General features: G+C 75.0%; 25 protein-coding genes and 1 pseudogene. 14 read left to right on the forward strand and 12 right to left on the reverse strand.

The annotated features are described in order from the left end of the window. Position 1 precedes the first annotated feature (1 nt). The 3 genes from LPA27_RS13270 to LPA27_RS13280 are packed head-to-tail and all read left to right on the forward strand — an operon-like array spanning position 2 to position 3,033. Positions 2 to 1,537 carry a DHA2 family efflux MFS transporter permease subunit gene (locus LPA27_RS13270; protein ID WP_228942736.1) on the forward strand — a complete coding sequence of 512 codons (1,536 nt, stop codon included), beginning with the start codon at positions 2 to 4 and terminating at the stop codon, positions 1,535 to 1,537. Positions 1,538 to 1,585: 48 nt separating this feature from the next. Beyond that, a complete protein-coding gene (locus tag LPA27_RS13275) occupies positions 1,586 to 2,272 on the forward strand; it encodes a SatD family protein (protein WP_228942737.1) in 687 nt (228 codons plus the stop codon). Continuing rightward, complete coding sequence (locus LPA27_RS13280) at positions 2,269 to 3,033, forward strand: hypothetical protein (protein ID WP_228942738.1); 765 nt, start codon at positions 2,269 to 2,271, stop codon at positions 3,031 to 3,033. Before LPA27_RS13275 ends, LPA27_RS13280 begins: the two co-directional genes overlap by 4 nt. An 84-nt stretch (positions 3,034 to 3,117) precedes the next feature. Here LPA27_RS13280 and LPA27_RS13285 read toward each other — a convergent pair whose 3' ends face one another. Continuing rightward, positions 3,118 to 3,636, reverse strand: coding sequence for a nucleoside deaminase (locus LPA27_RS13285; protein WP_228942739.1), 519 nt, complete (start codon positions 3,634 to 3,636; stop codon positions 3,118 to 3,120). Between the two features lie 130 nt (positions 3,637 to 3,766). Then, positions 3,767 to 5,296: a M28 family peptidase gene (locus tag LPA27_RS13290; protein ID WP_228942740.1), complete on the reverse strand. Its 1,530-nt coding sequence runs from the start codon at positions 5,294 to 5,296 to the stop codon at positions 3,767 to 3,769. 97 nt (positions 5,297 to 5,393) lie between these two features. Between LPA27_RS13290 and LPA27_RS13295 the strand changes: the two genes are divergently transcribed. After that, a complete protein-coding gene (locus tag LPA27_RS13295) occupies positions 5,394 to 6,302 on the forward strand; it encodes a CPBP family intramembrane glutamic endopeptidase (RefSeq protein ID WP_228942741.1) in 909 nt (302 codons plus the stop codon). Here the strand turns inward: LPA27_RS13295 and LPA27_RS13300 are convergent. Next, positions 6,299 to 6,991, reverse strand: a complete 693-nt coding sequence (locus tag LPA27_RS13300; protein WP_228942742.1) for a nitroreductase — start codon at positions 6,989 to 6,991, stop codon at positions 6,299 to 6,301. The genes LPA27_RS13295 and LPA27_RS13300 overlap by 4 nt on opposite strands. Positions 6,992 to 7,126: 135 nt before the next feature. Between LPA27_RS13300 and LPA27_RS13305 the strand changes: the two genes are divergently transcribed. The 4 genes from LPA27_RS13305 to LPA27_RS13320 all read left to right on the forward strand — a co-directional run bounded on the left by LPA27_RS13305 (position 7,127) and on the right by LPA27_RS13320 (position 11,056). Then, a complete protein-coding gene (locus LPA27_RS13305) occupies positions 7,127 to 8,026 on the forward strand; it encodes an alpha/beta fold hydrolase (protein WP_267477215.1) in 900 nt (299 codons plus the stop codon). Positions 8,027 to 8,311: 285 nt separating this feature from the next. Next, on the forward strand, positions 8,312 to 8,734 hold the full coding sequence (locus LPA27_RS13310; protein ID WP_056864495.1) for a hypothetical protein: 423 nt from the start codon (positions 8,312 to 8,314) through the stop codon (positions 8,732 to 8,734). After that, positions 8,731 to 9,642: a hypothetical protein gene (locus LPA27_RS13315; protein ID WP_228942743.1), complete on the forward strand. Its 912-nt coding sequence runs from the start codon at positions 8,731 to 8,733 to the stop codon at positions 9,640 to 9,642. The genes LPA27_RS13310 and LPA27_RS13315 overlap by 4 nt, the downstream gene beginning before the upstream one ends. Positions 9,643 to 9,667: 25 nt before the next feature. Beyond that, positions 9,668 to 11,056 carry a glycoside hydrolase family 3 N-terminal domain-containing protein gene (locus tag LPA27_RS13320; protein WP_228942744.1) on the forward strand — a complete coding sequence of 463 codons (1,389 nt, stop codon included), beginning with the start codon at positions 9,668 to 9,670 and terminating at the stop codon, positions 11,054 to 11,056. A gap of 28 nt (positions 11,057 to 11,084) precedes the next feature. Here the strand turns inward: LPA27_RS13320 and LPA27_RS13325 are convergent, their stop codons facing one another. From LPA27_RS13325 to LPA27_RS13345, 5 genes are read right to left on the reverse strand one after another with little or no spacing between them, the layout of a single operon-like run. Further along, the gene (locus LPA27_RS13325) at positions 11,085 to 11,414 is read right to left on the reverse strand and encodes a putative quinol monooxygenase (RefSeq protein WP_056864492.1); all 330 of its coding nucleotides are present in this window, start codon (positions 11,412 to 11,414) and stop codon (positions 11,085 to 11,087) included. A gap of 21 nt (positions 11,415 to 11,435) precedes the next feature. Beyond that, positions 11,436 to 11,942 carry a DUF1097 domain-containing protein gene (locus LPA27_RS13330; RefSeq protein WP_228942745.1) on the reverse strand — a complete coding sequence of 169 codons (507 nt, stop codon included), beginning with the start codon at positions 11,940 to 11,942 and terminating at the stop codon, positions 11,436 to 11,438. A 1-nt stretch (position 11,943) separates the two neighbouring features. Beyond that, positions 11,944 to 12,987: an NAD(P)-dependent alcohol dehydrogenase gene (locus tag LPA27_RS13335; protein ID WP_228942746.1), complete on the reverse strand. Its 1,044-nt coding sequence runs from the start codon at positions 12,985 to 12,987 to the stop codon at positions 11,944 to 11,946. Beyond that, positions 12,984 to 13,823, reverse strand: a complete 840-nt coding sequence (locus LPA27_RS13340) for a metal-sulfur cluster assembly factor (RefSeq protein WP_228942747.1) — start codon at positions 13,821 to 13,823, stop codon at positions 12,984 to 12,986. Before LPA27_RS13340 ends, LPA27_RS13335 begins: the two co-directional genes overlap by 4 nt. Continuing rightward, positions 13,823 to 14,866 (reverse strand): amidohydrolase family protein, encoded by a 1,044-nt coding sequence (locus LPA27_RS13345; protein ID WP_228942748.1) that lies wholly within the window; start codon positions 14,864 to 14,866, stop codon positions 13,823 to 13,825. The genes LPA27_RS13340 and LPA27_RS13345 overlap by 1 nt, the downstream gene beginning before the upstream one ends. Positions 14,867 to 15,033: 167 nt before the next feature. On the opposite strand from LPA27_RS13345, the gene LPA27_RS13350 reads away from it, so the two are divergent. Further along, positions 15,034 to 16,530 carry a helix-turn-helix domain-containing protein gene (locus LPA27_RS13350; protein ID WP_228942749.1) on the forward strand — a complete coding sequence of 499 codons (1,497 nt, stop codon included), beginning with the start codon at positions 15,034 to 15,036 and terminating at the stop codon, positions 16,528 to 16,530. A gap of 22 nt (positions 16,531 to 16,552) precedes the next feature. On the opposite strand, the gene LPA27_RS13355 is transcribed toward LPA27_RS13350, so the two are convergent. Continuing rightward, entirely contained in the window at positions 16,553 to 16,876 is a 324-nt protein-coding gene (locus tag LPA27_RS13355) for a putative quinol monooxygenase (protein ID WP_056904106.1), read from the reverse strand. 116 nt (positions 16,877 to 16,992) lie between these two features. Then, entirely contained in the window at positions 16,993 to 17,142 is a 150-nt protein-coding gene (locus LPA27_RS13360) for a hypothetical protein (RefSeq protein WP_165699044.1), read from the reverse strand. A gap of 51 nt (positions 17,143 to 17,193) precedes the next feature. On the opposite strand from LPA27_RS13360, the gene LPA27_RS13365 reads away from it, so the two are divergent. Together LPA27_RS13365 and LPA27_RS13370 are read left to right on the forward strand one after the other, a co-directional pair. Continuing rightward, entirely contained in the window at positions 17,194 to 18,057 is an 864-nt protein-coding gene (locus LPA27_RS13365) for a spermidine synthase (protein WP_228942750.1), read from the forward strand. Between the two features lie 35 nt (positions 18,058 to 18,092). Next, on the forward strand, positions 18,093 to 19,004 hold the full coding sequence (locus LPA27_RS13370; protein WP_228942751.1) for an NAD(P)-dependent oxidoreductase: 912 nt from the start codon (positions 18,093 to 18,095) through the stop codon (positions 19,002 to 19,004). Positions 19,005 to 19,109: 105 nt separating this feature from the next. On the opposite strand, the gene LPA27_RS13375 is transcribed toward LPA27_RS13370, so the two are convergent. Continuing rightward, on the reverse strand, positions 19,110 to 20,393 hold the full coding sequence (locus tag LPA27_RS13375) for a DUF1501 domain-containing protein (protein ID WP_228942752.1): 1,284 nt from the start codon (positions 20,391 to 20,393) through the stop codon (positions 19,110 to 19,112). A 10-nt stretch (positions 20,394 to 20,403) separates the two neighbouring features. Next, positions 20,404 to 22,029 (reverse strand): DUF1800 domain-containing protein, encoded by a 1,626-nt coding sequence (locus LPA27_RS13380; protein ID WP_228942753.1) that lies wholly within the window; start codon positions 22,027 to 22,029, stop codon positions 20,404 to 20,406. Positions 22,030 to 22,487: 458 nt separating this feature from the next. Between LPA27_RS13380 and LPA27_RS13385 the strand changes: the two are divergent. The 3 genes and pseudogenes from LPA27_RS13385 to LPA27_RS13395 all read left to right on the forward strand — a co-directional run. Then, positions 22,488 to 23,057: pseudogene (locus tag LPA27_RS13385) on the forward strand (CDP-alcohol phosphatidyltransferase family protein); the annotation flags it as partial. Between the two features lie 139 nt (positions 23,058 to 23,196). After that, positions 23,197 to 24,132 carry a DUF881 domain-containing protein gene (locus LPA27_RS13390; protein WP_228942755.1) on the forward strand — a complete coding sequence of 312 codons (936 nt, stop codon included), beginning with the start codon at positions 23,197 to 23,199 and terminating at the stop codon, positions 24,130 to 24,132. Further along, positions 24,129 to 24,461, forward strand: a complete 333-nt coding sequence (locus LPA27_RS13395; RefSeq protein WP_056864484.1) for a small basic family protein — start codon at positions 24,129 to 24,131, stop codon at positions 24,459 to 24,461. The genes LPA27_RS13390 and LPA27_RS13395 overlap by 4 nt, the downstream gene beginning before the upstream one ends. Positions 24,462 to 24,494 lie beyond the last annotated feature (33 nt).

Here is a 24,494-nt window from a genome sequence, read left to right on the forward strand (position 1 = left end):
CGTGCCCGACACGCTCACCGACCCCCACGCCCCCGCCCCGGCGGACCCCGGCGCGGGCCTGCCGCCGGGTGCGGCGCGCCTGATCGCACTGCTGGTCGGCTCCGCCTTCGTGGTGATCCTCAACGAGACGATCATGAGCGTGGCCCTGCCGCGTCTGATGGGGGAGTTCTCGATCGCGGCGTCGACCGCGCAGTGGATCACCACCGCGTTCCTGCTGACCATGGCCGTGGTCATCCCGGTCACCGGCTACCTCATCGGCCGCTTCTCGCTGCGCACGCTCTTCACGGTGGCCATGTCGGCGTTCACCGCCGGCACGCTGCTCGCGGCGCTGGCCCCCACCTTCGGCGTGCTCGTGCTCGCCCGGGTGGTGCAGGCCTCCGGCACCGCCATCATGATGCCGCTGCTGATCACCACGATCCTCAACCTCGTGCCGGCCGAGCGTCGCGGCCGCATGATGGGCACGATCTCCATCGTCATCTCGGTGGCTCCGGCGGTCGGCCCGACGGTGTCGGGGGTCGTGCTCGACCAGCTGAGCTGGCGATGGATGTTCTGGATCGTCCTGCCGATCGCGGTGCTCGCGCTCGGGCTCGGGCGCCTGTGGGTCCGCGACGTGGCCGAGCGCACCGCGGTGCCGGTCGACGTCGCCTCCGTCGTGCTCTCCGCCCTCGGCTTCAGCGGCCTGGTCTACGGCCTCAGCAGCATCGGCGAGAGCGCCTCGGGCGACGCCCCGGTCTCGCCCTGGGTGCCCCTCGGAGCCGGCCTCGTGGCCCTCGGCCTGTTCGTGCACCGGCAGCTGCGGCTGGGGGAGCGGGCGCTGCTCGACCTGCGGGCCTTCGGGTCGCGGGCCTTCGCCGTCGCCGTCGCCCTCGTCGTGGTGGCGATGATGGCGCTCTTCGGCACCCTCATCCTGCTGCCCATCTTCCTGCAGGACGTCCTGGGCCTCTCCACGCTGCGCACCGGCCTGGTCCTGCTGCCCGGCGGTGTCGTCATGGGCCTCATGGCACCGGTCGTCGGTCGGATATTCGACCGCGTGGGCCCGCGTCCCCTGGTGCCACCGGGCGCGGTGGTGGCCAGTGCGGCGCTGTGGCTGATGAGCACCTTCGACCAGGGCACCGCCACGGCCACCGTCGTGGGTGCCCACGTGCTGCTGAGCATCGGCATCGCGCTCATGTTCACGCCGCTGCTGACCTCCGCGCTGGGCTCGCTGCCCCCGCACCTCTACTCCCACGGCAGCGCCATCGTGAGCACGGTGCAGCAGGTGGCCGGCGCAGCGGGCACGGCGCTCTTCGTGACGGTGATGACCCGTGGCGCCACGCGGGCCGCCGAGGGCGGGTCTCCCGCCGCGGCCGCCACGGCGTCCGGCGTGCAGGACGCCCTGCTCTGGGGAGGCGTGGTCTCGGCGGTGGCCGTGCTGCTCGCACTGCTCGTGCGGACCCCGGCGGCCGCAGCGTCCGCACCGCAGCCGGCGGCCGAGCCCGGCACGGACCGGAGCCGGGCGGGCGAGCGTGGGAGCGACGAGTCCGCCTCGGTCAGCTGATCCAGATCATGGCTTAACTTCGGTCTAGTTCAGCGATATGCTTGACCGATGGTGCAGCTCTTCACCCTCATCGGCGACGTCGTCGGCTCCCGCGACCTGCCCGACCGCGGTGCGGCGCAGCGGCGCATCGTCGAGGTCCTCGCCGAGGTCTCCCGCGCCCTGACCCCGGCGCAGCGCCTCGAGGCGACCGTGGGCGACGAGCTCCAGGGAGCCTTCACGACCCTGGCCGACGCGGTGCTGGCCACCGCCCTGGTGCGCCTGGCCCTGCTGCCCGACGTCGACGTGCGCTGCGGTCTGGGCCACGGCGAGGTCACGGTCTACGACGACCAGCGCACCCCGCTGCTGCAGGACGGGCCGGGCTGGTGGGCCGCCCGCGAGGCCCTCGATGTGCTGGGACGCCCACGCCGCGCCTCCAGCCGCACCTGGTACGACGCCGGGGCCGGCGGCACCCACGCCGGCCCGGTCAACGCCTTCCTGCTCACCCGCGACGCGCTGCTCGACCGCCTCGGCGACCGCGGCCGCAGCCTGGCGCTCGCGGCGCTCCAGGGCCGCTCCCAGGCGGAGATCGCCGCCGACCAGGGCATCTCGCGGTCGGCGGTCAGCCAGCAGTTCGCCCGGGGTGTCGGTGCGCTGCGCGATGCTCACCTCAGCTTCGCGGCGGGAGAGACCGAGGCGGACTCAGGGGCGGGATCGGCGACGGGGCCGGCGAGGGCCGGTCGGGAGGAGCAGCGGTGAGCCTGGTGCTGGTGGGGCTGTGGCTGGTGGGCCTGGGGGCCTGCGACCTCGGTCGCCCCTCCCACGACCTCCTCAGCCGCGGTCGGCTGCTCGGCTGCCTCGTCGCGGGTCTCGCGCCGCTGCTGGTCGGGCTGGTGCTCCTCGACCTCGGGGCGGGCGAGGTCGTCGCCCTCTTCCTCCTGCTGGCCGTCGCGCTCGTGGTCTGGCTGCTGGCGTCGGCGCGGGCGATGGACGTCGAGCTCCCCGCCCGGTCGCGCTCGCACGCGCGGGTGGTCGCCTTCGCGGCGCCGGTGGCCGGCGCCGCCGTCGCCGTGCTGGGGGTGCAGCTGGTGGGCTCGGAGCCGGTCTGGCCCGCCCGCCTGGACGCCACGCTCCTCGCGCGCTGGCCCGCCGCCGACCTCCTGGTCGCCACCGGTGTGGTGCTCGCGCAGCTGGTGACGGCCAACATCCTGGTCCGCCTCCTGCTCGACGCCGTCGGCGTGCCCGCGACCTCGGGGGAGAAGCAGCTCAAGGGCGGGCGCGTGCTGGGCCCGATGGAGCGCGTCTTCCTGACCGGCCTGGGAGCGCTGGGCGAGCTCACCGCGGCCGCCATCGTCGTGGCGGCCAAGGGGCTGCTGCGGTTCCCCGAGCTGCAGCGCGCCCAGCGCGACCCGGGGCTGCCCGCCGACGGGCCGAGCGACGTGACCGAGTACTTCCTCATCGGCAGCTTCGCCAGCTGGCTGCTCGCCCTCGGCGGCGCCGCACTGATCCACCTGGCCTGATCCGCCTGGCTTCATCCGCCCGGCCTGATCCACGTGGCCGGTCAAGCCTGAGGCTTCACTGCGTCGGAGTGAAGGCAGACGGCCTCAGCCGTGGCGCTCCGACCAGGCACGGAACGGCGCGGTCGGGTCCTCGACCGCCACCTGGGCCGAGGGCAGGCTGCGGTCCGCGGGCTCCCGGGCGTACTCGTCGTAGAAGCTCGCCAGGGTCATCCAGCGGCCACCGTCCTCGTAGTGCTCGCCCTCCTGCTCGCGGGTCGCGCCGAAGAGCACCCGGTCGGGTGCGGCGTAGTAGAGCGCGCCGAGGCACATGGGGCAGGGGTAGGCGGTGACGTAGACGTCGCAGCCCTCGAGGTCGGAGCGCCCCCGGGCGGCGAGGTCGCGGATCGCGGTGATCTCGGCGTGGGCGGTCGGGTCGCCGGACTGGGCGACCTGGTTGGCCGCCTCCACGACCACCCCGCCCGTCGCGGCGTCGACCACCACGCAGGCGAAGGGCTTGCCGCCCTGGTCGACGTTGAGCAGCGCGAGCTCGACGGCGCGCTGCGCGTGGCGCGGGTCGTGGCCGGCGTCCGCCCCGGTGGGCGCGTCGCGGTGGGGTGCGGTCACGAGGACTCCTGCGGGTCGTGGTGGGGCGGCCGGGGACGGCCGCGCGGGTGAGGTGCCACACCACCACGGCCCGCAGGGGCCTGCGCTCACCCGGGCGGACCCGCTTGCCGGGGCGCCTGCGGGCGACCGGTCAGGCGGGTGCGGGGAACGGGAACACCGCGGGGCTGCGGTGGCCGTCGGGCCCCACGGCGCGCACCCCGAGCACGACGTTGTCCTTCGACAGGTCCAGGGTCGCGCTCGTGCCCCGCACCGCGACGACGTGCTGCCACAGCGGCTCGGGGGTCGGGCGCCACACGACCTCGTTTGACGCGGTCTCGCCCGACCCGGGCGACCAGCTCAGGGTGCTGTCGTTGGTCAGCGCGGTGGTGTCCACCACCACGTCGCGCGGCACGCCCGGGGCCTGGGCCAGCGACCACAGTGCGGCGGCGTTGACCCGGGTGACGCCGGCGATGTAGTCCATGTCGCAGAAGCGCACCAGGTCGCCGTACTGCACGCCGTCCTCGACCCGCACGTCCTGGTGCTGGTGGGCGAAGTCCTCGGCCGGCTCGGTGAAGCGGGCCGCGGGGTAGCCCGCCTCGAGGAAGGGTCGGTGGTCGCCGCCGCGCAGGTAGCGGTCGAGGCGGTAGACCAGGCGCACCTCCATGCCGGTCAGGCGCGGGTCGGCGACCTCGGCGACGAAGCGGCCGAGCTGGCGCGTGGGGGAGTCGTTCTCCCCGCCGATCGAGAGCCGGGTCGCGGCGCGCGCCTCGTCCTCGCTCGTCGGCACGCCCTGCACGAAGAGCCGCACGCTGCGCCGGTCGCGCTCGCCGTCGTCGGCGCGGCTGCTGCCGACGATGTCGTCGGTGAACATGCCCTGGACGTCGGCGCCCTCCTCGGTGAGCTGGCGGGCCAGGAACGTGGAGCCGTAGAGGCCCTGCTCCTCGCCGGCCACGGCTGCGAAGAGGATGGTCGCGGCCGGGCGCCGGGTGGCCATGATGCGGGCGAGCTCCATGGCCACGGCCACGCCGCTGGCGTCGTCGTCGGCGCCGGGGGCGTCGGAGGTGGCGTCCATGACGTCGGTGGCACGCGAGTCGTAGTGACCGGAGACGACGTAGACCCGTCCGGGATCCGAGGAGCCCTCCAGACGCGCCACGACGTTGCTGATCCGGGTCGGCGCGGGGATGCGCGAGGCCGGCTCCTGCACGTACGACGGGACCGTGACGCTCATCCGTCCGCCCGAGCGCGCGGCGTAGCGGCGCATCTCGGCGGCGATCCAGTCGCGGGCCGCGCCGATGCCGCGCTCGGGGTCGTCCTGGCTCGACAGGGTGTGCCGGGTGCCGAAGGACACCAGCTTCTCCACGATGGCACGGATCCGGTCGGGGTCGACCTCGGCCATGATCGCGCGCAGGTCGCGGTCGGCGCGCTGGGCGCGCAGCGGGCGCCCGGGCCCGTCGGGCCACTCCGCGGTGTCGAGGACGCCCGACGGGCCGGGTCCCCGACCGGGGCCGGCCACGGCGGCGGACCCGCCGGAGACCGTGGCGCCGACGGCTCCGGCGGCCAGCGCGCCCGAGCCGCCGAGCAGCCTGCGCCGGGTGGTGGCGGGGGGAGGCGAGGCCGGGTGGGGCGACGCCGTGGTGTCGCTGCCGGGGGCCTGGGACGAGGGGTGTGCGGGGTCGTGCATGGGTGTGCTCCCGTTCCGAGTAGACGAGGTGCGTGCCGTCCACCCTGCCACGCCCGCTCTCAGCCGCCCCTCACCTGCGGGTGGCAGGGTGGCGCCCGTGGCGACGCACACCGACGGGCCCGGCCCGTCCCCCGACCCCACTCCCGACCCCGCTGGTGGGCCCGCCCCCGGCCCCCGCGGCCGGGCCGCCCGGGGCGCCGAGGTGCCCGGCTCGACCGCCGTGCCGGCGCCGCGGAGCCCGGGAGGACCGCTGAGCCGCCGATTGCTGCTCGTCGAGCTGGTCGTGGTGCTGGCGCTCTCGCTGGGCCGCTCGGCCGTCTACTCGGTGGTCAACCTGCTCGAGGCGGCGACCGCCCCCGGCGGGCTCGCGGGCCAGACGGCGTCGATGAACGGCTCCTACGCCCCCCAGCGACCGTGGTTCGACCTGGCCTACCAGCTGCTGGCCTTCGGCTTCTCGCTCGTGCCGGTGCTGTTGGCGGGCTACCTCCTGGTGCGCTCCGGCGTCGGTCTGCGTGAGCTGTGGGCCCGCGGGGGAGCGTGGCTGACCGGGCTCGACCTCGCGCGCGGCGCCGCGATCGCCGCCGGCGTCGGGTCGGTCGGGGTCGCCTTCTACCTCGTGATGCACGCCCTGGGCCTGAGCCTCACGGTGGTGCCGGACAACCTGCCCGACGTGTGGTGGCACATCCCCGTGCTGGTGCTCTCGGCGCTGGAGAACGCCGTCGTGGAGGAGGTGCTGGTCCTCGGCTACGTGCTGGTGCGGCTGCGTCAGCTGGGCCTGGGCGACCTGACGGCGATCGTCGTGGCCGCCGTGCTGCGGGGGAGCTACCACCTCTACCAGGGCCTCGGCGGCTTCGTGGGCAACCTCGTCATGGGCCTGCTCTTCGGCTGGCTCTACCGCCGGTGGGGCCGGGTGATGCCGCTGGTGGTGGCCCACACCCTGCTCGACATCGGCGCCTTCGTCGGCTACGCCGTGCTCGCCGGGCAGGTGTCCTGGCTGCCGACCTAGGAGTGGTGCGCAGCCCCGTCGAGACTCGTGACGCGCGTGACGACCTCCTCCAGCGGGGCCCGCGTGGTGCGGTAGGACGCCGTGGGGTGCCCGGGGTCGGGGTGGCCGAAGGAGATGCCGCAGACCACGCGGCGGTCCTCGGCCAGGTCGAGCACCTCGTGCAGCAGCGGCGACTGCCCCGCCAGGGCGGCCTGGGCGCAGGCGCCGAGGCCGAGGGCGTGGGCCGCGAGCAGGAAGGTCTGCACGTAGAGCCCGCAGTCGACCGCGCCGTAGGTGCCGAGCTCGGCGGCGGTCGTCACGACGGCGACGTGGGGGGCGCCGAAGAGCTCGAAGTTGCGCAGCCCCTCCGCGAAGGAGCGCTCCCGGTCGCCCTTGGCGATCCCGACGGCGTCGTAGAGCTGCCAGCCGCTCTCGCGTCGTCGCGCCTGCCGCTCCTCGGTGTAGGTCTCGGGGAAGGGGAAGTCGCTGCCGGCGCCGTCGAAGGAGGCGAGCATGCGCGCGCTCAGCGCGCGTGCGGCGTCGCCGGAGACCACGTGCACCTGCCAGGGCTGGGTGTTGCACCACGACGGCGTGCGCTGCGCGGCGAGCAGCAGCCGCTCGACCACCGCGTCGTCGACGGGGTCGGGCAGGTAGCCGCGGCAGCTCCACCGCTCGGCGAGGATGCGCTCCAGGACGTCGATGTCGCTCATGGCGCCATCATGGCACTGTCCGTGACAGCGCTGCTGTCACGGTCGGGGGTGTGGCGTCTGCGTGGGCCGGGCGGCCACGGCCGGGGCCCGCGGTCGTCGGTGGTGGCGCCCGCGTCGGGATGCCATGCTCGGCCCATGAGCGCCTTCGACGCGTCGACCACGGTGGTCGTCGACGACCCCGACCACGGCCCGATCGACCTCGACGTCCACCTCGCCGGGCCCGCCGACGGCGTGCCGGTGCTCCTGCTGCACGGCTTCCCGCAGTCGGCGCGCAGCTGGGACCGGGTCGTCGGGCGTCTCGCCGGGCACGGCCTGCGCCTCGTGGCGCCCGACCAGCGCGGCTACTCCCCGGGGGCCCGGCCCGCCGCGGTGGCGGCGTACGCCGTGCCGCGCCTGGTCGCCGACGTGCTGGCGGTGGCCGACGCCCTGGACACGGGCCCCTTCCACCTGGTCGGCCACGACTGGGGCGCCTCGGTCGCGTGGGCGCTCGCCGCGCGGCACCCCGAGCGGCTGCGCACGCTGACCGCGCTCTCGGTGCCCCACCTCGCGGCCTTCGGGGCGGCCTTGCGCGAGGACCCCGAGCAGCAGCGCCGCTCGGCCTACATCCGCGTCTTCCGCGAGCCGGGCCGCGGCGAGGCCTCCCTGCTCGACGACGACGCCCGCGGGCTGCGCGCGCTCTACGGCGGCGCGGTCGCCGCGCCCGACGTGGAGGCCTACGTCGACCTGATGCGCTCGGGCGCCCTCACCCCGGCGCTGGGGTGGTACCGCGCCATGGACGGCGACCTCGCCGCCACTCCGCCGGTCACGGTGCCGACGACGTTCCTGTGGGGCGCCGACGACCTGGCCACCTCACCCACCGCGGCGCACGCGTGCGGGGCCCACGTGCGCGCCGACTACCGCTTCGTCGCGCTCGAGGGTGCCTCGCACTGGACCCCCGACGAGTGCCCCGACCAGGTGGCCACCGCCGTGCTCGACCGGGTGCTGGACCGGGTGCCGGCGCAGGCTCCGCAGGAGGATCGGGCCCGCGAGGCCTGATCCCCTCACCCCGAAGGACCGGATCCGCGCGAGCCCCTGGCGCGGCCGGCGACGGGGTGGTCTTCTGTAAGGGCCCTACAGGCTCACACCTGGCGGGTGATGGATCACCCGCATCTCCGGGTGAACCTAGGGCTGCCTGCTGCCTCTGAGCGTTCCCGCTTTCGGGGGGAGCAGGTTGCGACAAGCACCCCCCGGGACCCGTCCCGGGGGGTGTTTCCCGTCCCGGTGCCCGACCGGGCGGCCGCGCCCGGCGCGGCGCCGGCGCCGGTGGTCCAGAATCGGGGCATGAGGTTCACCGAGCACGAGATGACCGTCGCGGTCGACGCCGTCGCGCGCAGGCTGTGGTCGGCGACGCGCCCGCCCTGGGGGCGTGGCGACCTCGCGACCGCCTGGGCCCGGCTGCCGCGGGAGAGGAGCTACCGCGCCAAGGTCGCCGCGGGCGACGTCGTGCTCCCGGTGCTCACCGCGCTGCCCGAGCGCCCCACGGTCGGCAGTCGGCCGGTCTTCAGCGACGCCGAGCTCGCCGAGGCGGCCGAGCGCGCCACCGGCGAGCTCATGGAGCACCGACGGCCGGGCGCGTGGGACCGGCTGTCCGAGCGGCGCAGGCGGCGCCTGGTGAGTGGTGCCGTCGACCTGACCCGGGCCGCGCTGGAGGCCATGCCGGTGCGCCAGGACCCCGACGCGCTGATCGTGCCCGACCACCTGTGAGGCTCGCGGTCGGGCGCGGGCGCCCGTGGCTCGCGTCGGTGGTGGTGTCGCTCGTGCTCGGCGCCGCCTCGGGCTGCGCCGACGGGGCCCCCGGCCCGGGCGCACCCTCGCCGGGTGACGCGGCCTCGGCTCAGCCGGTCGGGTCGGCGCCCTGGCCCGACGGGCTGACGGCCTACGTCGACCAGTCCCGCCTCGAGCGGCAGGGCCGCGAGGTATTCGTGCGCCTGGTGGACTCCACCGACCACGAGCTGACCGCGCTGCGGGCCGAGGTGGGCTCCGAGCGCTTCGCCACCACGACCTGGACCGGGGAGAAGACCTTCCTCAACGAGGCCGACCTGCCCGTCGCCCTGCCGCTCGCACGCTGCGGCACGGGATCCGACGCCACGGTGAGCCTCACCTACCGCGTCGACGGCGGCCCACCGGTGGAGTCGACGACCACCGCCGAGGACCGGTACGGCGCGGTCGGGCTCTTCCTCGACCGCGACTGCGCGGCGCAGCGGCTCGCCGACGCGGCCGACCTCGAGGTGGGCGAGCCGCGGGTGGTGGGCCGCGGGCGGGGCTCGGTGCTGGAGCTCGACGTGACGCTGCGCCCCACCGGCGCAGCGCGCCCCGTGACGGTGTTCCGCGGCTTCGAGGACACGGTGCTCTTCCGCCAGGCCGAGGGATCGGCCTCGGTCGGCTCGGGGGTGCGGGTGCGCCTGGCCACCGGGCCGCCCGAGCAGGTGCGGCTGCGGCTCGTGCCGAGCCGCTGCGACCCCCACGCGCTGGCCGAGGACAAGGTCGGCACCCTGGTCGGCGTGCGGGTGGGCGGCCCGGGGCTGCCTGCGGCGGCGTCGTTCTACCTGCCGCTGCCCGACGCCACCCGCGCGGCGCTGCGGGGCTTCTTCGCCACCCATTGCGGGCTCTGAGGCCCCCGCGGTTAGCCTCGGCCGGGTGCTGCGTCCTCCCTCCACCTCCCGTCCCTCCACGGCCCTGCACCCGCGGCCGTCCGCGCGCCCGGCGGGCCTGTGCGCGCTGGCGCTGAGCGCCCTCGTGCTGGCGGGCTGTGGTGCCACCGGCACCCCGGCGGGGCCGACCGGCAGCGCCGCGACACCGGGCACCACGGTGCCCTCCAGCGGGTCCGGCGCGGCCGGAGACGTGTCCTCGGAGGACTCGGCGGAGCCCACCGGCTGGGGCCCGACACGTGGCGAGGTCGAGCAGGCCAGGGCGCTGGTCGCGGGGTGGGACGCCGAGCGGCTCGCCGGCCAGGTCGTCGTGGGCCGCTACGCCGGCACCGACCCGGAGGTCGCGGCCGACCTCGTCGCCGAGCACCACCTGGCGGGGGTGTCGGTGACGGCCGAGAACGTCGTCGACGCCGCGCAGGTGAGGGCCACCACCGCGGCCGTCGAGGCGGCCGTGAGCGCCGACGGCCGCGGCTTCCCGCCGGTCGTCGGCGTCGACCAGGAGGGCGGGCTGGTCTCCCACCTGTCGGGGGTGGCCACCGACTTCCCGGCCTTCGCCGCCGCGGGCGACGCGGTGGCCGCGGGGGAGAAGCCGGGTCGCGCCGTGGTGCGCGCCGCCGCCGACGCCCTGGCCATGGAGCTGCGCGGTCTCGGCTTCACCTGGGTCTTCGCCCCGGTCGCCGACGTCACGATCGGCGCCGGCGACCCGACCATCGGCTCGCGGTCGCCGTCGACCGACCCCGCCACGGCCGCCCTCGCGGTGGCGGCCGCCGTGGCGGGCTACGACCGGGCCGGCGTCGTCTCGACCCCCAAGCACTTCCCCGGCCACGGCGCCGTGAGCGTCGACAGCCACGTCGCGCTGCCGGAGCTCGACGTGAGCATGGCGGAGCTGGCCGACCGTGACCTGCGCCCCTTCGCCAAGGCGGTGCTGCACGAGGCGCCGTCGATCATGGTCAGCCACGTCGCCGTCGACGCGGTCGCCCCCGGGGTGCCGGCGAGCCTCGCGCCGGAGACCTACGACCTGCTGCGCGAGGAGCTCGGCTTCGAGGGCGTCGCGATCACCGACTCCCTAGGCATGGGTGCGGTGGCCGGGCGCGAGGAGCCTGCGGTGACCGCGCTCGCGGCGGGTGCCGACCTGCTGCTGATGCCGGCCGACACCGCCCGCACCCATCGCACCCTGACCCGGGCGATCGAGGAGGGTCGCCTCCCGCGCGAGCGGGTCGAGGAGGCGGCGTCGCGCGTCGTCGCGGTGCAGCTGTGGCAGCAGCGGGTCTCGGAGGAGCGGCCGGTGCCGGTGGACGCCGCGGGTGCCCCCGACCTCGCCGCCCTCGCCGACACCGCGGCCGCGGCCGCCGAGGAGCTGGCGGCCGCGGCCGGGTGAGCACGTGCCCCGCAGGGGCCCGGGACGCCTAGGTGGCGTCGGGCACCCTCATCTCGCCCAGCTCCACCCACTCGCGGTCCTCGACGACGACGCCGAGGATCGTGGGGGTCTGCTGCAGGTACGCCGGGAGCGTGCGCTGAGCCTCCTGGAAGTGCGCGGAGCCGACGTGGTCGGCGGCCGCGTCCTCGCGGAACGCGCCCAGCAGCAGGTACTGGCACGGGTCGTCGACGTCGCGCGACCAGTGGAACCACAGGCAGCCGGGCTCGGCCCGGGTCGCCTCGGTGAAGGCCCGCGCGATCTCGGGCCAGTCGTCGGCGTGCTCGGGACGCACGGTGAAGCGCGCCGTGTTGTGGATCATGTGTCTCCTCCGGGGGACGGGTCAGGCCGGCGCCGGGGCGCCGGGAGTGGGGCCGGCAGCGGGACGCACCCCGCTGCCGTGGTGGTCGACGGCTGCCTGGATGCGGGCGCCGAGCAGGGCCGAGACCAGGCCGAGGGCGGCTCCGGCGAGGATCGCGACGAGGCTCCCGGTGAGGTCGAAGGCGGAGCCGAAGAAGACGGCCGTGCCGGCGAAGGCCCCCGGGATGAACGACAGCACCGACCAGGCGGACTCGACGCAGAGGATGAAGCCGACCACGGTCACCGAGAGCGCGAGCACCCAGGTGGCGGAGTCCAGCTCCAGCACGAGGCTGATGACGTAGCCCCAGGCCAGCCCGGCCAGGTTGGCGGCCAGGCCCTTGCGCAGCCCCTCGGTGCCGCCGCCGGCGGCGAAGAAGCAGGCCCAGGCGACGAAGGCGATCCAGGTGATCAGTCCGGCCTCGACGCTGACCCAGGTCCACGCCCCGGCCAGCAGTCCCACGGAGGTGCCGATGCCCAGCAGGCCCTTCACGTCAGATCCCCTCGGGCGTGAGGATGGCCCGACCGCGCACGCGACCGGCGTCGAGGTCGTCGATGGCGCTCTGGAAGTCGTCGAGGGCGTACTTCTGGGTGTGCAGCGTGACGTCGCCACGGGCGGCGAGGGCCATCAGGTCGCACAGGTCGTTGTAGGAGCCGACCAGGTTGCCGATGATGTTCTTCTCCGAGGAGATCAGGTCGATGGTCGGCACGTCGATGTTCTCGCCGTAGCCCACCACGTGGTAGTCGCCGGCCTGGCGGGTCATCGCCAGGCCCTCGGCCGTCGACCCGTTCTCGCCGACGAAGTCGACGACCACCTCGGCGCCGTGCCCGCCGGTGAGGTCGAGCACCTCCTCCACCTGGCGGCCCTCGGCGACGACGCCGTGGTCGGCCCCGATGGTGAGGGCCAGCTTGAGCGCGTCGGGGTTGCGGTCGACGACGATCAGCTCGGCCGGGCTCAGCGCCTTGAGCACCTGGATGCCGATGTGGCCCAGTCCGCCGGCGCCGATGACGACGCAGCGGTCGCGCGGCGTGAGCCGGCGGGCGGCCTTGGCCGCCGCGTGGTAGGCGGTGAGGCCGGCGTCGGCGAGGGCGGCCACGTCGGAGGGCTCGAGCGAGTCGTCGATGCGCACGACGCTGCGCGCCGTGGTCCTGAGGTACTCCGCGTAGCCGCCGTGGGTGTCGATGCCCGGGAACTGGCTGGTCTCGCAGTGCACGTCGTCGCCCGAGCGGCAGGCGCGGCACAGGCCGCAGGTCACGAGCGGGTGCATGATCACCTTGTCGCCCTCGACGACGTGGCTGACCGCGCTGCCGACCGCCTCCACCCAGCCGGCGTTCTCGTGGCCGATCGTGTAGGGCAGCTGCACCTGGGACTTCTCGGCCCACTGCCCCTCGAGGATGTGCAGGTCGGTGCGGCACACCCCGGCGCCCCCGATCCGCACGACGACGTCGAAGGGGCCGGTGGGCTCGGGCTTGGGGACCTCGGTCATCTGCAGGTCCTGGTGGTAGCCGACCACCTGGACGGCGCGCATCGTGCTCATGCGGGGAGCTCCTTCGTGCTGGTGGTGGGGCGGGTGGTGATCTCGGTGAGCGGCACGAACGTCCGTTCGGGGTCGGGTCGCTCGCTCTGGTCGGCCTCGGAGCCGGGGTAGCGGGTGGCGAGCAGGCCGCGGCAGAAGTGGGCGTTGCCGTCGATCGAGATACGCGTCGAGCGGGCGCGGCGCAGCGCCATCGGCACGTCGCCCTCGGCGTACGGCGTGCCGTGCGCGTCGACGAGCACCGGCGAGGCCGGGTCGTTGTCCAGCCCGATCTCGCTCCTGCGGCGCAGCAGCGAGCGGGTGACCTCGTCGTCGGGGAGGTCGCCGAGCACGACGTCGCCGACGCGGGCCTCCTCGAGGTCGCTGCGCGAGCGCAGCAGACCGGTCAGGGCCCGCTCCATCGCGGCGGTGTGGGCCTTGCGCCGGAAGGTCTCGCGCAGCTCGTCGAGGTCCTGCTCGGCCTCGTGGCGGAACGTGCCGCGGTAGCCCGCGTCGGTGGCGAGGCCGGCGTTGATGATCGCCGAGTCGTGGTGGTCGTCGAGCTCGACGACCACCCGCCCGACGCCGGGCAGCGCGCTGACCGCGTCCTTGGCGTCGGAGGCCATGAGGTAGGCGAAGTTGGGCGAGCAGAAGGACGTGGGCAGCCGCAGGTGGACGGTGACGTCGGTGGGCCCGCCCGCGCCGACCTCGACGCTGCGCACGAAGCCCAGGTCGGTGATCGGCTCGTCGAGCTCGGGGTCGATGACGACGTCCATGGCCCGGCGGACGCGCTCCTCGTCGGGCCCGGCCCCCGGAGAGGGGTCGAGCCGCACGCGCGTGGTCAGGGTCGCGGGCGCCATCACACGGCCGCCAGGTCGGCCCGCTCGGGCTCGCGCGGACCGGTCGCGGTCTCGTCGGCGTCGGGCAGCCGCAGTCGCGCGGGCACGTCGAGGTCGTAGAGCTTGGCGGCGTTGAGCCCGAGGATCTTCTTCTTCTGCTCCAGGGTGATCGGGGCGTACTCGCCGAGCTCCGCGGGGATCTGGAAGTCCACGAACGACTCCACCAGCCACTTCGGGGTCCAGATGGCGTAGTCGCTGGAGAAGAGGATCCGGTCCTCCCCGATCCAGTAGAGGAGCTCGCCCATGATCTGGGCGAAGTACTTCGGCCGGGTGTGGATGAACGGCATCGCGACCGCGAGCCCGCCGTAGACGTTGGGCTCCTGGGTGGCGATCCAGCAGAAGTCCTCCAGGCGGGGGAGGCCCACGTGCTCGACGATGAAGTTGAGGTCGGTGAAGTCGCTGGCGACGTGGTCGATGTCGGCCACGTCGAAGGCGTCGCGGTCGAGCGGACGGATCGTGGGGCCCTTGTGCACGTGGATGTTGCGGATGCCCAGCTCCCGGCACGCCTCGAAGTAGCGCACCGCCCACGGGTCGTCGAGCTTCCAGCCGCGTGAGTCGCCGTGCCACTCGGCGGTGTAGAGCTTCACGCCCTTGAGGCCGTACTTCTCGGCGTCGGCGTGGAGCTGCTCGAGGCCCTGCTCGCCGTTGCGCGGGTCGAAGTTGTGGTTGTAGGTGAGCTTGTCGGGGTGGGCCTGGGCGAGGGCGAAGGCCTCCTCGGACTGACCGAAGCCGGTGTTGTAGAACTCCTTGAGGTAGGCCGGCTGGAAGATCGCGTGGTCGGCGTAGCCGTCGGTGAAGACGTCCTTCATCAGCCGCTCGCCGCCCTGGTAGAGGTACTCCTCGTAGCCCCACTGCTCCGACTCGGGGCTGAGGTTGCGGTGGTAGTCGTAGAAGCAGTCGATGAACTGCTTGCCGTGGATGTTGCGCTGGTTCTCCGGCCGCGCGTCCCACAGCGCGATGTGCGCGTCGACGATGTAGAAGTCCTCACCGTTCTTGCTGTACATGCTCGATCCCCTCTGGACGGGTGACGGGTGTCACACCTGGTCTGGGTCGACGGTAGGCAGCCGACGGGGGTGTCGCCGAGGGGTGCCGTGTCTCAATCTGAGACAGCGGGGCCTGCTGCCCGCGGCGACCCCGACGTAACGTGGGTCACACGACGGGGAGGTGGGGCGTGGACGACGAGGTGGTGCCTCTGCGCGCGCGCCAGGTCGCACCGGGCGGTCCGGTGCCCGAGCGGGTGCTGGCCAGCTGGCAGCGCAGCGAGGACTACGGCGTGCCCCTCGACGAGGTCGACCCCGCCTTCGCCGGTGCCGTCGACACCGAGTCGCTCTTCTTCGAATGCGGGCGCGAGGTGCTTGGCGGCCTGCACGCCACCCTGGCCTCGGAGCCGGTCTCGCTGATGCTCACCGACCACGAGGGTCTGGTGCTCGACCGGCTCTGCGGTGACAGCACCCTGCTGCGCGCCCTCGACCGGGTGCACCTCGCACCGGGGTTCGCCTTCTCCGAGCGCGACGCCGGCACCAACGGGCTGGCGCTGGCGCTGGCCGACCGGGTGCCGACCCTCGTGCACGCCGAGCAGCACTACAGCGCCAGCCTGTGCGGCTACACCTGCGCCGCGGTGCCCGTGCACGACCCGGTGACCGGGCGGCTCGAGGGGAGCGTCAACCTCACGACCTGGTCGCGCTCCTCCAGCGACCTGCTGCTCGCGCTCGCCCAGTCGGCGGCCGGCACGACCGCCGCCCTCATGCTGGCCCGCTCGCAGGGCCGCTCGCCCCGCCCGCAACCGCGCGGTCAGGTCTACCGCGTGGAGTCGGCCCGCGCGGTCAGCGGCTCGTCGACCTTGGCCGCCGCGCTCTCGGCGGCCTGGAACGCACCTGTCGCCGAGGCGGCCGCCGGGCTCGCGGCCGGGCACGTCGTGCTCGTGCTCGGGGAGCCGGGATCGGGGCGGGCGACGCTCGGTGCCCAGGCGCTGCGGCAGGTCAGCCCGCGCGACCGGATCCTCAGTGCGACCCCGCCCGACCCGCGCGACGTCGACGCCTGGCTCGACCTGTGGACCCCCGAGCTGGGCAAGGCCGGCACGGGGTTCGTCGTCGCCGACGTCGACACCCTCCCGCTGTGGGCCGCCGAGCGGCTGCGCGACCTGCTCGCCGCGACCGGCGCGCGTGGCGGTGCCGCCACCGCGACCCGGCTGGTGCTCACCGCGCAGGACCTCCACGACGTGCCCGCGTCGCTGGCCCCACTGGTGGGCGCGGTCGTCGGGGTGCCGCCGCTGCGGGAGCGCCCCGAGGACGTCGTGCCGCTGGCCGCACACCTGGGACGGCGCCACCGTGGCCGCGACCTCCGCTTCACCCCCGCCGCCGAGCGCGTGCTGCGCGACGCGTCGTGGCCCGACAACGTCGACCAGCTCGCGCGGGTGGTGCGCGACGCCGGCCGTGTCACCGACGTCGTCGACGTGCGCCACCTGCCCGCCGACCTGAGGGGGGCCGGCGGCCACCGCCTGACGCGCCTGGAGTCGGTCGAGCGCGAGGAGATCGCCCGGGCGCTGGCCCGGCCGGGGGCGACGGTGACGGCGGCGGCCCGCGAGCTGGGGGTCAGCCGCGCCACGATGTACCGCAAGCTGGCCCACTACGACCTCAGCGCCCCCGGCCGCGAGGCACGGGAGCGCTGAGGAGGACGCGGGGGAGTCGCGGTCAGCCGACCTGCATCTCGCCCAGCTCGGACCAGTCGGTGCCGGGGGCCTCGAGGCTCACGATCCTGGGGGTGGAGACGAGGTAGGGCGGCAGGTCCTGCTGGGCCTGCTTGAAGTGGTCGGAGGAGACGTGGGCGCCACCGGCGTCACCGTCGCGGAAGGCCTCCACCAGCACGTACTCGTGGGCGTCGTCGAGGCTGCGCGACCAGTCGAACCACAGGCAGCCCTCCTCGGCGCGGGTGGCCTCGGTGAAGGGCCGCGAGATCTCGGGCCAGTCCTCGGCGTGCTCGGGCTTGATCTGGAACTTCGCGGTGATGAAGATCATCGGCTCTCCTCGGTGCTCGTCTGGCGCTCGTCTGGTGCTGGTCTGGGGCAGGTCCGGTGCCGGCCGGGTGCCGGCGTCCTGCGGGTCGGGGTCCGCGCGGTGCGCGGTGCGTGCGCTCAGCGCGGCCGCTTGGCCCGGCGCTCCTGCACGGTCGTCTGCACCTTGGCGGCAGCCGCCTTGATGCGTGCCTGGTTCTCCGGCTTGCGCGCCTCGTCGTAGATCAGCTTCGCGACGCCGAGCTTGCCCATCTTCTTCATCATGCCCATGCCGGGGAGGGTACCGAGGGGCCGAAGCGGGCACCGCCTAGGTTGGCCGGTGTGGGATCACAGGCGCCGTCGGGCGAGCCGGCCGGACCGGGCGGAGTGGCCGGAGTGGCCGAGGCGGCCGAGGTCGCCGAGGTGGTGGCCACCGAGCGCGCGCGGACCTTCCTGGTGCGCGTCGGCGGCCGCGACCAGTCCCACGTCGACCTCGACGACCCCTCGCGCCTGGAGTTCGGCTACGTGCGCCGCATGGGCGACGTCGTCGACGCCCACGGCGGGCCCGGGGCGCCGCTGCGCGTCGTGCACGTCGGCGGGGCGGGGCTGACCCTTCCGCGCTACGTCGCCCACACCCGCCCCCGGTCGAGCCAGGTCGTGCTCGAGCCCGACACCGCGCTCACCGCGCTGGTGCGCGAGCGGCTCCCGCTGCCGCGGCGCAGCGGCATCAAGGTGCGCCCCGTCGACGGCCGCACCGGCCTGGCGGAGCTCCGTGAGGGCGCCTTCGACCTCGTGGTGCTCGACGCGTACGCCGCCGGCCGGGTGCCCGCCGACCTCGTCACGCCGGCCGCCTTCGCCCTGGTCGCCCGCGCCCTGGCGCCCGACGGCCTGGCCCTGCTCAACCTCAGCGACCGCACGCCCTTCGCCCACACCCGCGACGTGCTGGCCGGCCTGCGGGTGCACCTGCCGCACCTCACGCTGAGCGCCGAGCCGCCGACGCTGAAGGGCCGCCGCGCCGGCAACCTCGTGGTCGTCGCCGGCCGGGCCGCGGAGCACCTCGCCGGGGGAGACCGGGCGCTGGCGCGCGGGGCGGTGAGTGCGCTCACGCCGTACGTCGTGCTCGACGCGGTGGGGGTGGCCAGCGGCTTCGGGGGAGGCACGCCCCTGCCCGAGCCGCCGGCGCCCGGCGGTCGTCCGGAGGGGTGAGCGGCTCGGGCGCGCGAGCGACCTAGCGTGGCGCCATGAGCGAGCAGAGCAGCACCCCCGCACCCGCCGCGAGCGACGTCCCCGCCCCGTCGCCGGGCTCCGGGCCCCGCGTGGCCGTGCTCGGCACCGGCGTCATGGGCGCAGGCATGGCGCGCAACATCGCCGCCGCGGGGCTGGCGACCACGGTCTGGAACCGCACCCGCGAGCGGGCCGAGCCGCTGGCCGACGTCGCCACGGTGGCGTCGTCGGCCGCCGCGGCCGTCGACGGGGCCGACGTCGTCGTGACCATGCTCTACGACCTCGACAGCGTGGAGTCGGTGGTGCGCGAGGTCGCGCCGTCGATGGGCGACGACGCCGTCTGGGTCCAGCAGAGCACTGTCGGCGTCGAGGGCTCCGACCGGCTCGTCGCCCTGGCCGAGGAGCTCGGTCTCACCCTGGTCGACGCCCCCGTGCTCGGCACCCGCGGACCGGCCGAGGCCGGCGCCCTGGTGGTGCTGGCCTCCGGGCCCGACGACGCCCGTGACCGGATCGCCCCGGTCCTCGACGCCGTGGGCAGCCGCACGATGTGGCTCGGCGCCGCCGGCGCGGGCTCCCGGCTGAAGATGGCGGCCAACGCCTGGGTGCTCACCGTGCTCGAGGGGGTGGCGGAGTCGCTGCGCCTGACCCGTGAGCTCGGCCTCGACCCGGCACTCTTCCTGGAGGCCGTCGAGGGAGGGGCGCTCGACGCGCCCTACGTGCAGCTCAAGGGCGGCGCCATGCTCGCCGGCGACGACGAGCCCTCCTTCGCCCTCGGCGGCGCCCTCAAGGACGCCGACCTCATCCTCGCCGCCGCACGCGGCGCCGGGCTGGACCTCACCCTGGTGCCGGGCGCGCGCGAGCACCTCGCCCGGGCCGCGGAGGCCGGGCTCGGCGACCGCGACATGTCGGCGTCCTACCGGGTCGACTGAGCCCGACCCGACCCGACCCGACCCGACCCGACCCGACCCGACCCGACCCGACCCGAGCCGACCCGATTCGACCCGACCCGACGCGCCCGAGCCGGCCCGGCCGGTTCAGGCGGTGCGCATGAACCCCACGGGGTCGTAGGACAGCCCCGGGAAGACGCGGGCCACCGAGGCGTCGGCGAACCGGCTCGCGACCACCTCGCCCAGCACCTGGCGGTAGTCGGTGGTGACCAGCAGGTCGGCGTCGAGGGTCGTGTCGAGGCCGGGCCAGCGGCCGTAGTAGCGCCCGCCCCTCACCCCCGCGCCGGCGACGAGCATGACGTTGCCGTAGCCGTGGTCGAGGCCCTGGTTGCTGTTCTCCACCACCCGGCGGCCGAACTCGCTGAGCACGACCATCGTGACCTTGTCGCCCGCGGCGCCGAGGTCGTCGAAGAAGGCGGCGACGGACCCGGCGAGGTCGGCGGCGTTGCGGCGCATGTCGCCCCACTCCAGCGTGCCGAGGTTGGTGTGCATGTCCCAGTCGCCCTGGTCGACGGTGACGACCTCGACCCCGACGTCGCCACGCACGACCCGCGCCACGTCGGCGAGGGCGCGACCGAGGTCGGTCGAGGGGTAGCGCCCGCGCCGGTCGACGGCGCGTTGCACCGGCGCGAAGCCCTGCACGGAGTCGAAGGTCGCGCGCACCCCGCGCCCCAGCGGGCTGGTGTCGCCGCCCCACAGCGTGCGCAGCGAACGCGGACGGCCGCCGGTGGTGTCGTACTGGTCGGCGCCGGGGATCTCCACCGAGTCGACGTCCTTGACCGCGAAGACGGCCGCCCCGCCGTAGAGCGAGGTCGGCACGACCCCCAGCCCGACGTGGAGGCCCTCGAGCGGGGAGGCGTCGGCGTCACCGCCGATGAGCCGGTTGAGCCAGCCCACGCGGGCGGTCGAGCCGGGGGCGGCGTCCTCGAGCTCCTCCATCGCCGAGAAGTGGGAGCGGTTGGCCACCGGCAGCCCCGTGGCCTGGATCGCGGCCAGGCGCCCCGAGGTCCACAGCGGCAGCAGCGGCGAGAGCTGGGGGTGCAGCCCGAACATCGCGTCCTTGGCCAGCAGGCTCTCGGAGGGCACGGCGATGCGCGGGCGGGCCCGGTAGTAGGCCGGGTCGCCGTGGGGCACCACCAGGGACAGCCCGTCGGCGGCGCCGCGCAGCGACACCACCACCAGGACCGAGGAGGCGCTCGCGGCCCGTGCGGGCGAGGCGGTCACCACGGCCGAGCCGATCGCGGTGGTGGCACCGGCGAGCGCGAGCCCCCGGAACAGGCCGCGGCGGCTCAGGCCGGCGTACTCGGCGCAGCAGGGGGAGCCGGCCGGTGCGACGGCGCGCGGTCCGGCGGGGAGGGGAGAGGTCGTCATGGGGTCACCGTCACCGGGTCATGTGCAGCGGGGAGTCGAGGAAGGTGGTGAGCAGGCGCTGGAAGGCCCACTTCACCAGGCGGTGCTCGCGGGTGATCCGCTCGCCCGGGCGGACGTCGCAGGCCTCGCAGCAGGCCTGCAGCAGCTCGGCGGTGGAGTGCACGCCGAGCAGCTCCTGGGCGAGGTGGTCGACCAGCAGGTCGAAGCGGATCGAGGCCTTCGGCAGCCACTGCCGAGGCGTGCGATAGCGCATGCCGTCGCGGGGCCACCAGCCCCCGCTCATCGCGTAGTGCAGGCCGAAGGAGGCCACGACCCGCGAGGAGGAGGACCACGAGTCGTTGTCGAGCGGCGCCCCGTCGGGTCGGGGCCAGGACATGGGCGTGCTGCCGAGGTCGGAGCACTGCCAGAGCACGGCGTTGGCGCCCCACGAGTCACCGGCGCGACCCTGGGGAGGCTCGCTGACCTTCACCCGCAGGGCGCGGTAGGTCGCCACGACGTCCTCGCCGGGGTCCCTCACCTTGGCCCCGGCGGAGCCGGCGAAGGCCTCGGAGGCGACGAGGGCGCGCAGCACGGGCACGATGGCGGTGTCGGAGGCGAGGTAGACCCGGGCCAGCTCGTCGACCAGCGCCTGCGGCGGGTCGTCGCTGACGAACTTCACCGCCAGCTTGCGGGCGATCCTGGCCGCGGTCGCCGGGTGGTGGGCGAGGTGGGTGAGGTAGGCACGGGTGACGGCCCGGCCGTCGCGGTCGGCGTTGGGGTGGCTGAAGTCCATGACGCTGACGGGCCCGACGGCGTGGTGGCGCGGCTCGTAGGAGGCGGCCCAGGTGCGCCACATGTCCACCCACCAGCCGGTGAGGATGCGCGCGGAGGCCTTGACGTCGTCCTCGTCGTACTGGCCGCGCCCGACGGTGTGGAGCTCGAGGAGCTCGCGGCCGAGGTTCTCGTTGGGGTGCTCGGCGGTCGAGATGGCGCCGTCGAGGTAGAGCAGCATCGCGGGGTGCACGACAGCGTCCTGCAGCAGCTCGTCGAAGCGACCCAGGGCGTGCCGCCGGACGGTGTCGCCGTAGTCGGCGCGCCAGGTGAAGACGGCGTCGCCGTTGACCGGCACGTTGAGGTGGTTCTCCCAGAACTCCGTCATCACCTCGTGCACCTGACGGCCGGTGTGCATGCGGCGCAGCAGCAGCCAGCGCTGGTAGTCGTCCATCACCTCCCAGCCGCCCTCGACCTCGCCGACGTGGCGCTGCCACAGCTCCGAGGGCGTGCGTCCCAGCCCGGGCCACCACGAGGCGAAGGCTCCGGCGCCGTCGGTGACCGAGTCGACGTCGAGCTGCTGCTCGAACCACGCCCGCCCGCCACCGGCCCTGCGGACCTGCCGCGCGAGCGCGGGGGTCAGGCCGTAGCTGAAGCGCATGACGAGGTGACGGTCGCGGGCCCCGAGGAGGGGGGTGTCGCCGGCGAAGCGCGCCGGGCGGTACGCCGGAGCCGCCTCGGTGCGTCCGGGCGCGGCGAGCACGGTCGCGCCGACCCCTGCCGCGCCGGCCGCGGTGGCGCCGGCGCGCAGGACGCTGCGTCGCGTGGTGGCGGTCGTGGTAGCGGTCGTGGTGGACGGTGCGGTGCGGGGGGACACGTCGGGCACGGGGGTACTCCAGGTCCGAGGGGGGAGGGGCCGAGCCGGCCGACCGGGGAGTCGGGCCGTGGTGCGGGGGGACCAGCCTCATCGGCAGGGGGGTCGTGGGGCCTGAGGGGTCGGCCGCGGTCGGACGCACAGATACCCGACCTGGGGTACGCCCCCTCTCCCCGCACGTGACAGCGCCGCCCGGTCGAGCCCCATGGCGCCGGGCGGCGCTCGCCCAGGCTAGTGCGGGCCGCCCGGCCCGGGCCGCCCCCGCGTGGGCCGACCGGCCTGGTCACATCGGGCTAGACCGCCGCGCCGATCGGGGCCGACCGGACCCGCCTTCCGGCGGCGTCGGTCGCGGGGCGTCGCGGTCGGGGGCGGCGCGCGACGGCTATGGTGAGGCCGCCGGCTCACGTGCACCGAGCCGGCCTCCGGGCCCCGCCCGGGTGCCCGTCCGTCACGGAGAAGAGCAGGCCGCAGTGTCCGACGCCCCGACGCCCGACCACGGCGTGTGGACGGTCCCCAACCTGCTGAGCGCCGTGCGCCTGGCAGGGGTGCCGGTGTTCCTGTGGCTGGTGCTCGGCCCCGAGGCCGACGGCTGGGCCCTGGCCCTGCTCATGGTCTCCGGCGTGACCGACTGGCTCGACGGGTGGCTCGCCCGCCGCCTGGGCCAGACCTCGGTGCTGGGGCAGGTGCTCGACCCCGTGGCCGACCGGCTCTACATCCTCGCCGTCGTGGTCGGGCTGGCCCTGCGCGACGTCATCCCGTGGTGGATGGCGGTCTCGCTGCCGCTGCGCGACGCGCTCATGTGGGGCCTGGTGCCGCTGCTGCGCACCCGGGGCTACAGCGCGCTGCCGGTGCACTTCCTGGGCAAGGCCGCCACCTTCAACCTGCTCTACGCCTTCCCGCTGCTGCTGCTCGGCGACGGCGACGGCACCGTGGCGAGGCTGGCCGAGGTCTTCGGCTGGGCCTTCGCGGTCTGGGGCATCGGGCTCTACTGGTGGGCCGGCATCCTCTACGCCTGGCAGGTCCGACGGCTGCTCGCCACCACGGAGCCGCGTCCGCGTCGTCGGCCGCGACCGGCTCGAGCCCCCGGTCCGCGGACCACGGGCGCGGCCGGGGCAGCCACGCCCGGGACGACCTCCGGGACGACGCCCGGGACCACCGCCGAGTCGGACCGGGTGAGCGGTGGCTAGCCGGCAGCGTCCCCCGGCGCCGACGACCCCGGAGGAGTCGCGGCACCCCGAGCAGCTCCCGGCCCGGGTCACGATGCCGTTGCTGACGCTCATCACCCAGCAGTCGCTCGACGAGGACTACCTCCACGTCGCGGAGCGTCGCGCCGAGCATCGTCGCGCCGCCTCGCTCGGCGCGGAGCCCGAGACTCCGCCGACGCGCCGGGGCGGAGGCCACCGCACGGCGGCCGTGGTGGTCGCGGTCTTCGGGATCATGGTGGCCACCGCGGCCCTGCAGACCTCGCGCAACGCCGACGTCGACCAGGCCGGCCGCAGCACGCTCATCGACCAGGTCCTCACGGCGCGGGCCGGCATCGCCGACCAGCAGGAGCGCATCAGCCGCCTCGGCGACCGGATCGCGGCCGCCGAGGCGACCACGGCCGCGCTGCGCGCCGACCGGGTCACGGAGGAGGCGCGCGAGCGCCGTCTGGCCGCTCGCACCGGCTACGGAGCGGTCGAGGGCGAGGGCGTCCGCATCACGGTGTCCGACCCCGCGACCGGCGGGGTGCTGGTGGAGGACCGCGACCTGCGCCTGCTGGTCAACGGCCTGTGGCAGGCGGGCGCCGAGGCGGTGTCGATCAACGGCAACCGGCTGACCGTGCTGTCGTCCATCCTGCTGTCGGGCACGACGGTGGCCATCGAGGGACGTGACCTGCGCCCGCCCTACGTCGTCTCCGCCATCGGTGACAGCCGCACGCTGCAGGCCGATCTGGCCGAGACCGCGTCGGGCGCACTCTTCGCGCAGGTGGCCGCCCAGTACGGCTTCGGCGTCGAGAGGCAGAATGTCTCCTCGATGACCCTCCCGGCCGCGCGTCCCCGCCCCCTGCGCAGCGTCGAGGAGCTCGTCGTGACCCCGCCCGGCCCACCCAGGGGAGAGGAGAACGTGCAGTGATCGCAGCGCTCGGACTGCTGGTCGGCATCGTGCTCGGCCTCGCCTTCCAGCCCGACGTTCCCCTGTCGCTGGAGCCCTACCTGCCCATCGCGGTGGTCGCCGCGCTCGACGCCGTCTTCGGCGGCCTGAGGGCCTACCTCGACGGGATCTTCGACGACAAGGTCTTCGTGGTCTCCTTCGTCTCCAACGTCGTCATCGCCGCCGCGATCGTCTACCTCGGCGACAAGCTCGGGGTCGGGGGACAGCTGTCCACGGGTGTGATCGTGGTCCTCGGCATCCGGATCTTCTCCAACGTCGCGGCGATCCGCCGCCACCTCTTCCATGCCTGAGCCCACGCCGCAGGCGCCGGGGCAGCCGCAGGC

Origin of the sequence: Nocardioides sp. Leaf374, assembly GCF_916862475.1 — a bacterium.
GTDB classification, from domain to species: Bacteria; Actinomycetota; Actinomycetes; order Propionibacteriales; family Nocardioidaceae; genus Nocardioides; species Nocardioides kribbensis.

What these genes read in the sequence shown, in the direction of transcription:
- LPA27_RS13275 (WP_228942737.1), top strand. Translation starts at nt 1,586, where the DNA reads ATGGTGCAGCTCTTCACCCTCATCGGCGACGTCGTCGGCTCCCGCGAC.
- LPA27_RS13290 (WP_228942740.1), bottom strand. Translation starts at nt 5,296, where the DNA reads ATGCACGACCCCGCACACCCCTCGTCCCAGGCCCCCGGCAGCGACACC.
- LPA27_RS13300 (WP_228942742.1), bottom strand. Translation starts at nt 6,991, where the DNA reads ATGAGCGACATCGACGTCCTGGAGCGCATCCTCGCCGAGCGGTGGAGC.
- LPA27_RS13305 (WP_267477215.1), top strand. Translation starts at nt 7,127, where the DNA reads ATGAGCGCCTTCGACGCGTCGACCACGGTGGTCGTCGACGACCCCGAC.
- LPA27_RS13310 (WP_056864495.1), top strand. Translation starts at nt 8,312, where the DNA reads ATGAGGTTCACCGAGCACGAGATGACCGTCGCGGTCGACGCCGTCGCG.
- LPA27_RS13325 (WP_056864492.1), bottom strand. Translation starts at nt 11,414, where the DNA reads ATGATCCACAACACGGCGCGCTTCACCGTGCGTCCCGAGCACGCCGAC.
- LPA27_RS13335 (WP_228942746.1), bottom strand. Translation starts at nt 12,987, where the DNA reads ATGAGCACGATGCGCGCCGTCCAGGTGGTCGGCTACCACCAGGACCTG.
- LPA27_RS13340 (WP_228942747.1), bottom strand. Translation starts at nt 13,823, where the DNA reads ATGGCGCCCGCGACCCTGACCACGCGCGTGCGGCTCGACCCCTCTCCG.
- LPA27_RS13345 (WP_228942748.1), bottom strand. Translation starts at nt 14,866, where the DNA reads ATGTACAGCAAGAACGGTGAGGACTTCTACATCGTCGACGCGCACATC.
- LPA27_RS13355 (WP_056904106.1), bottom strand. Translation starts at nt 16,876, where the DNA reads ATGATCTTCATCACCGCGAAGTTCCAGATCAAGCCCGAGCACGCCGAG.
- LPA27_RS13360 (WP_165699044.1), bottom strand. Translation starts at nt 17,142, where the DNA reads ATGGGCATGATGAAGAAGATGGGCAAGCTCGGCGTCGCGAAGCTGATC.
- LPA27_RS13370 (WP_228942751.1), top strand. Translation starts at nt 18,093, where the DNA reads ATGAGCGAGCAGAGCAGCACCCCCGCACCCGCCGCGAGCGACGTCCCC.
- LPA27_RS13375 (WP_228942752.1), bottom strand. Translation starts at nt 20,393, where the DNA reads ATGACGACCTCTCCCCTCCCCGCCGGACCGCGCGCCGTCGCACCGGCC.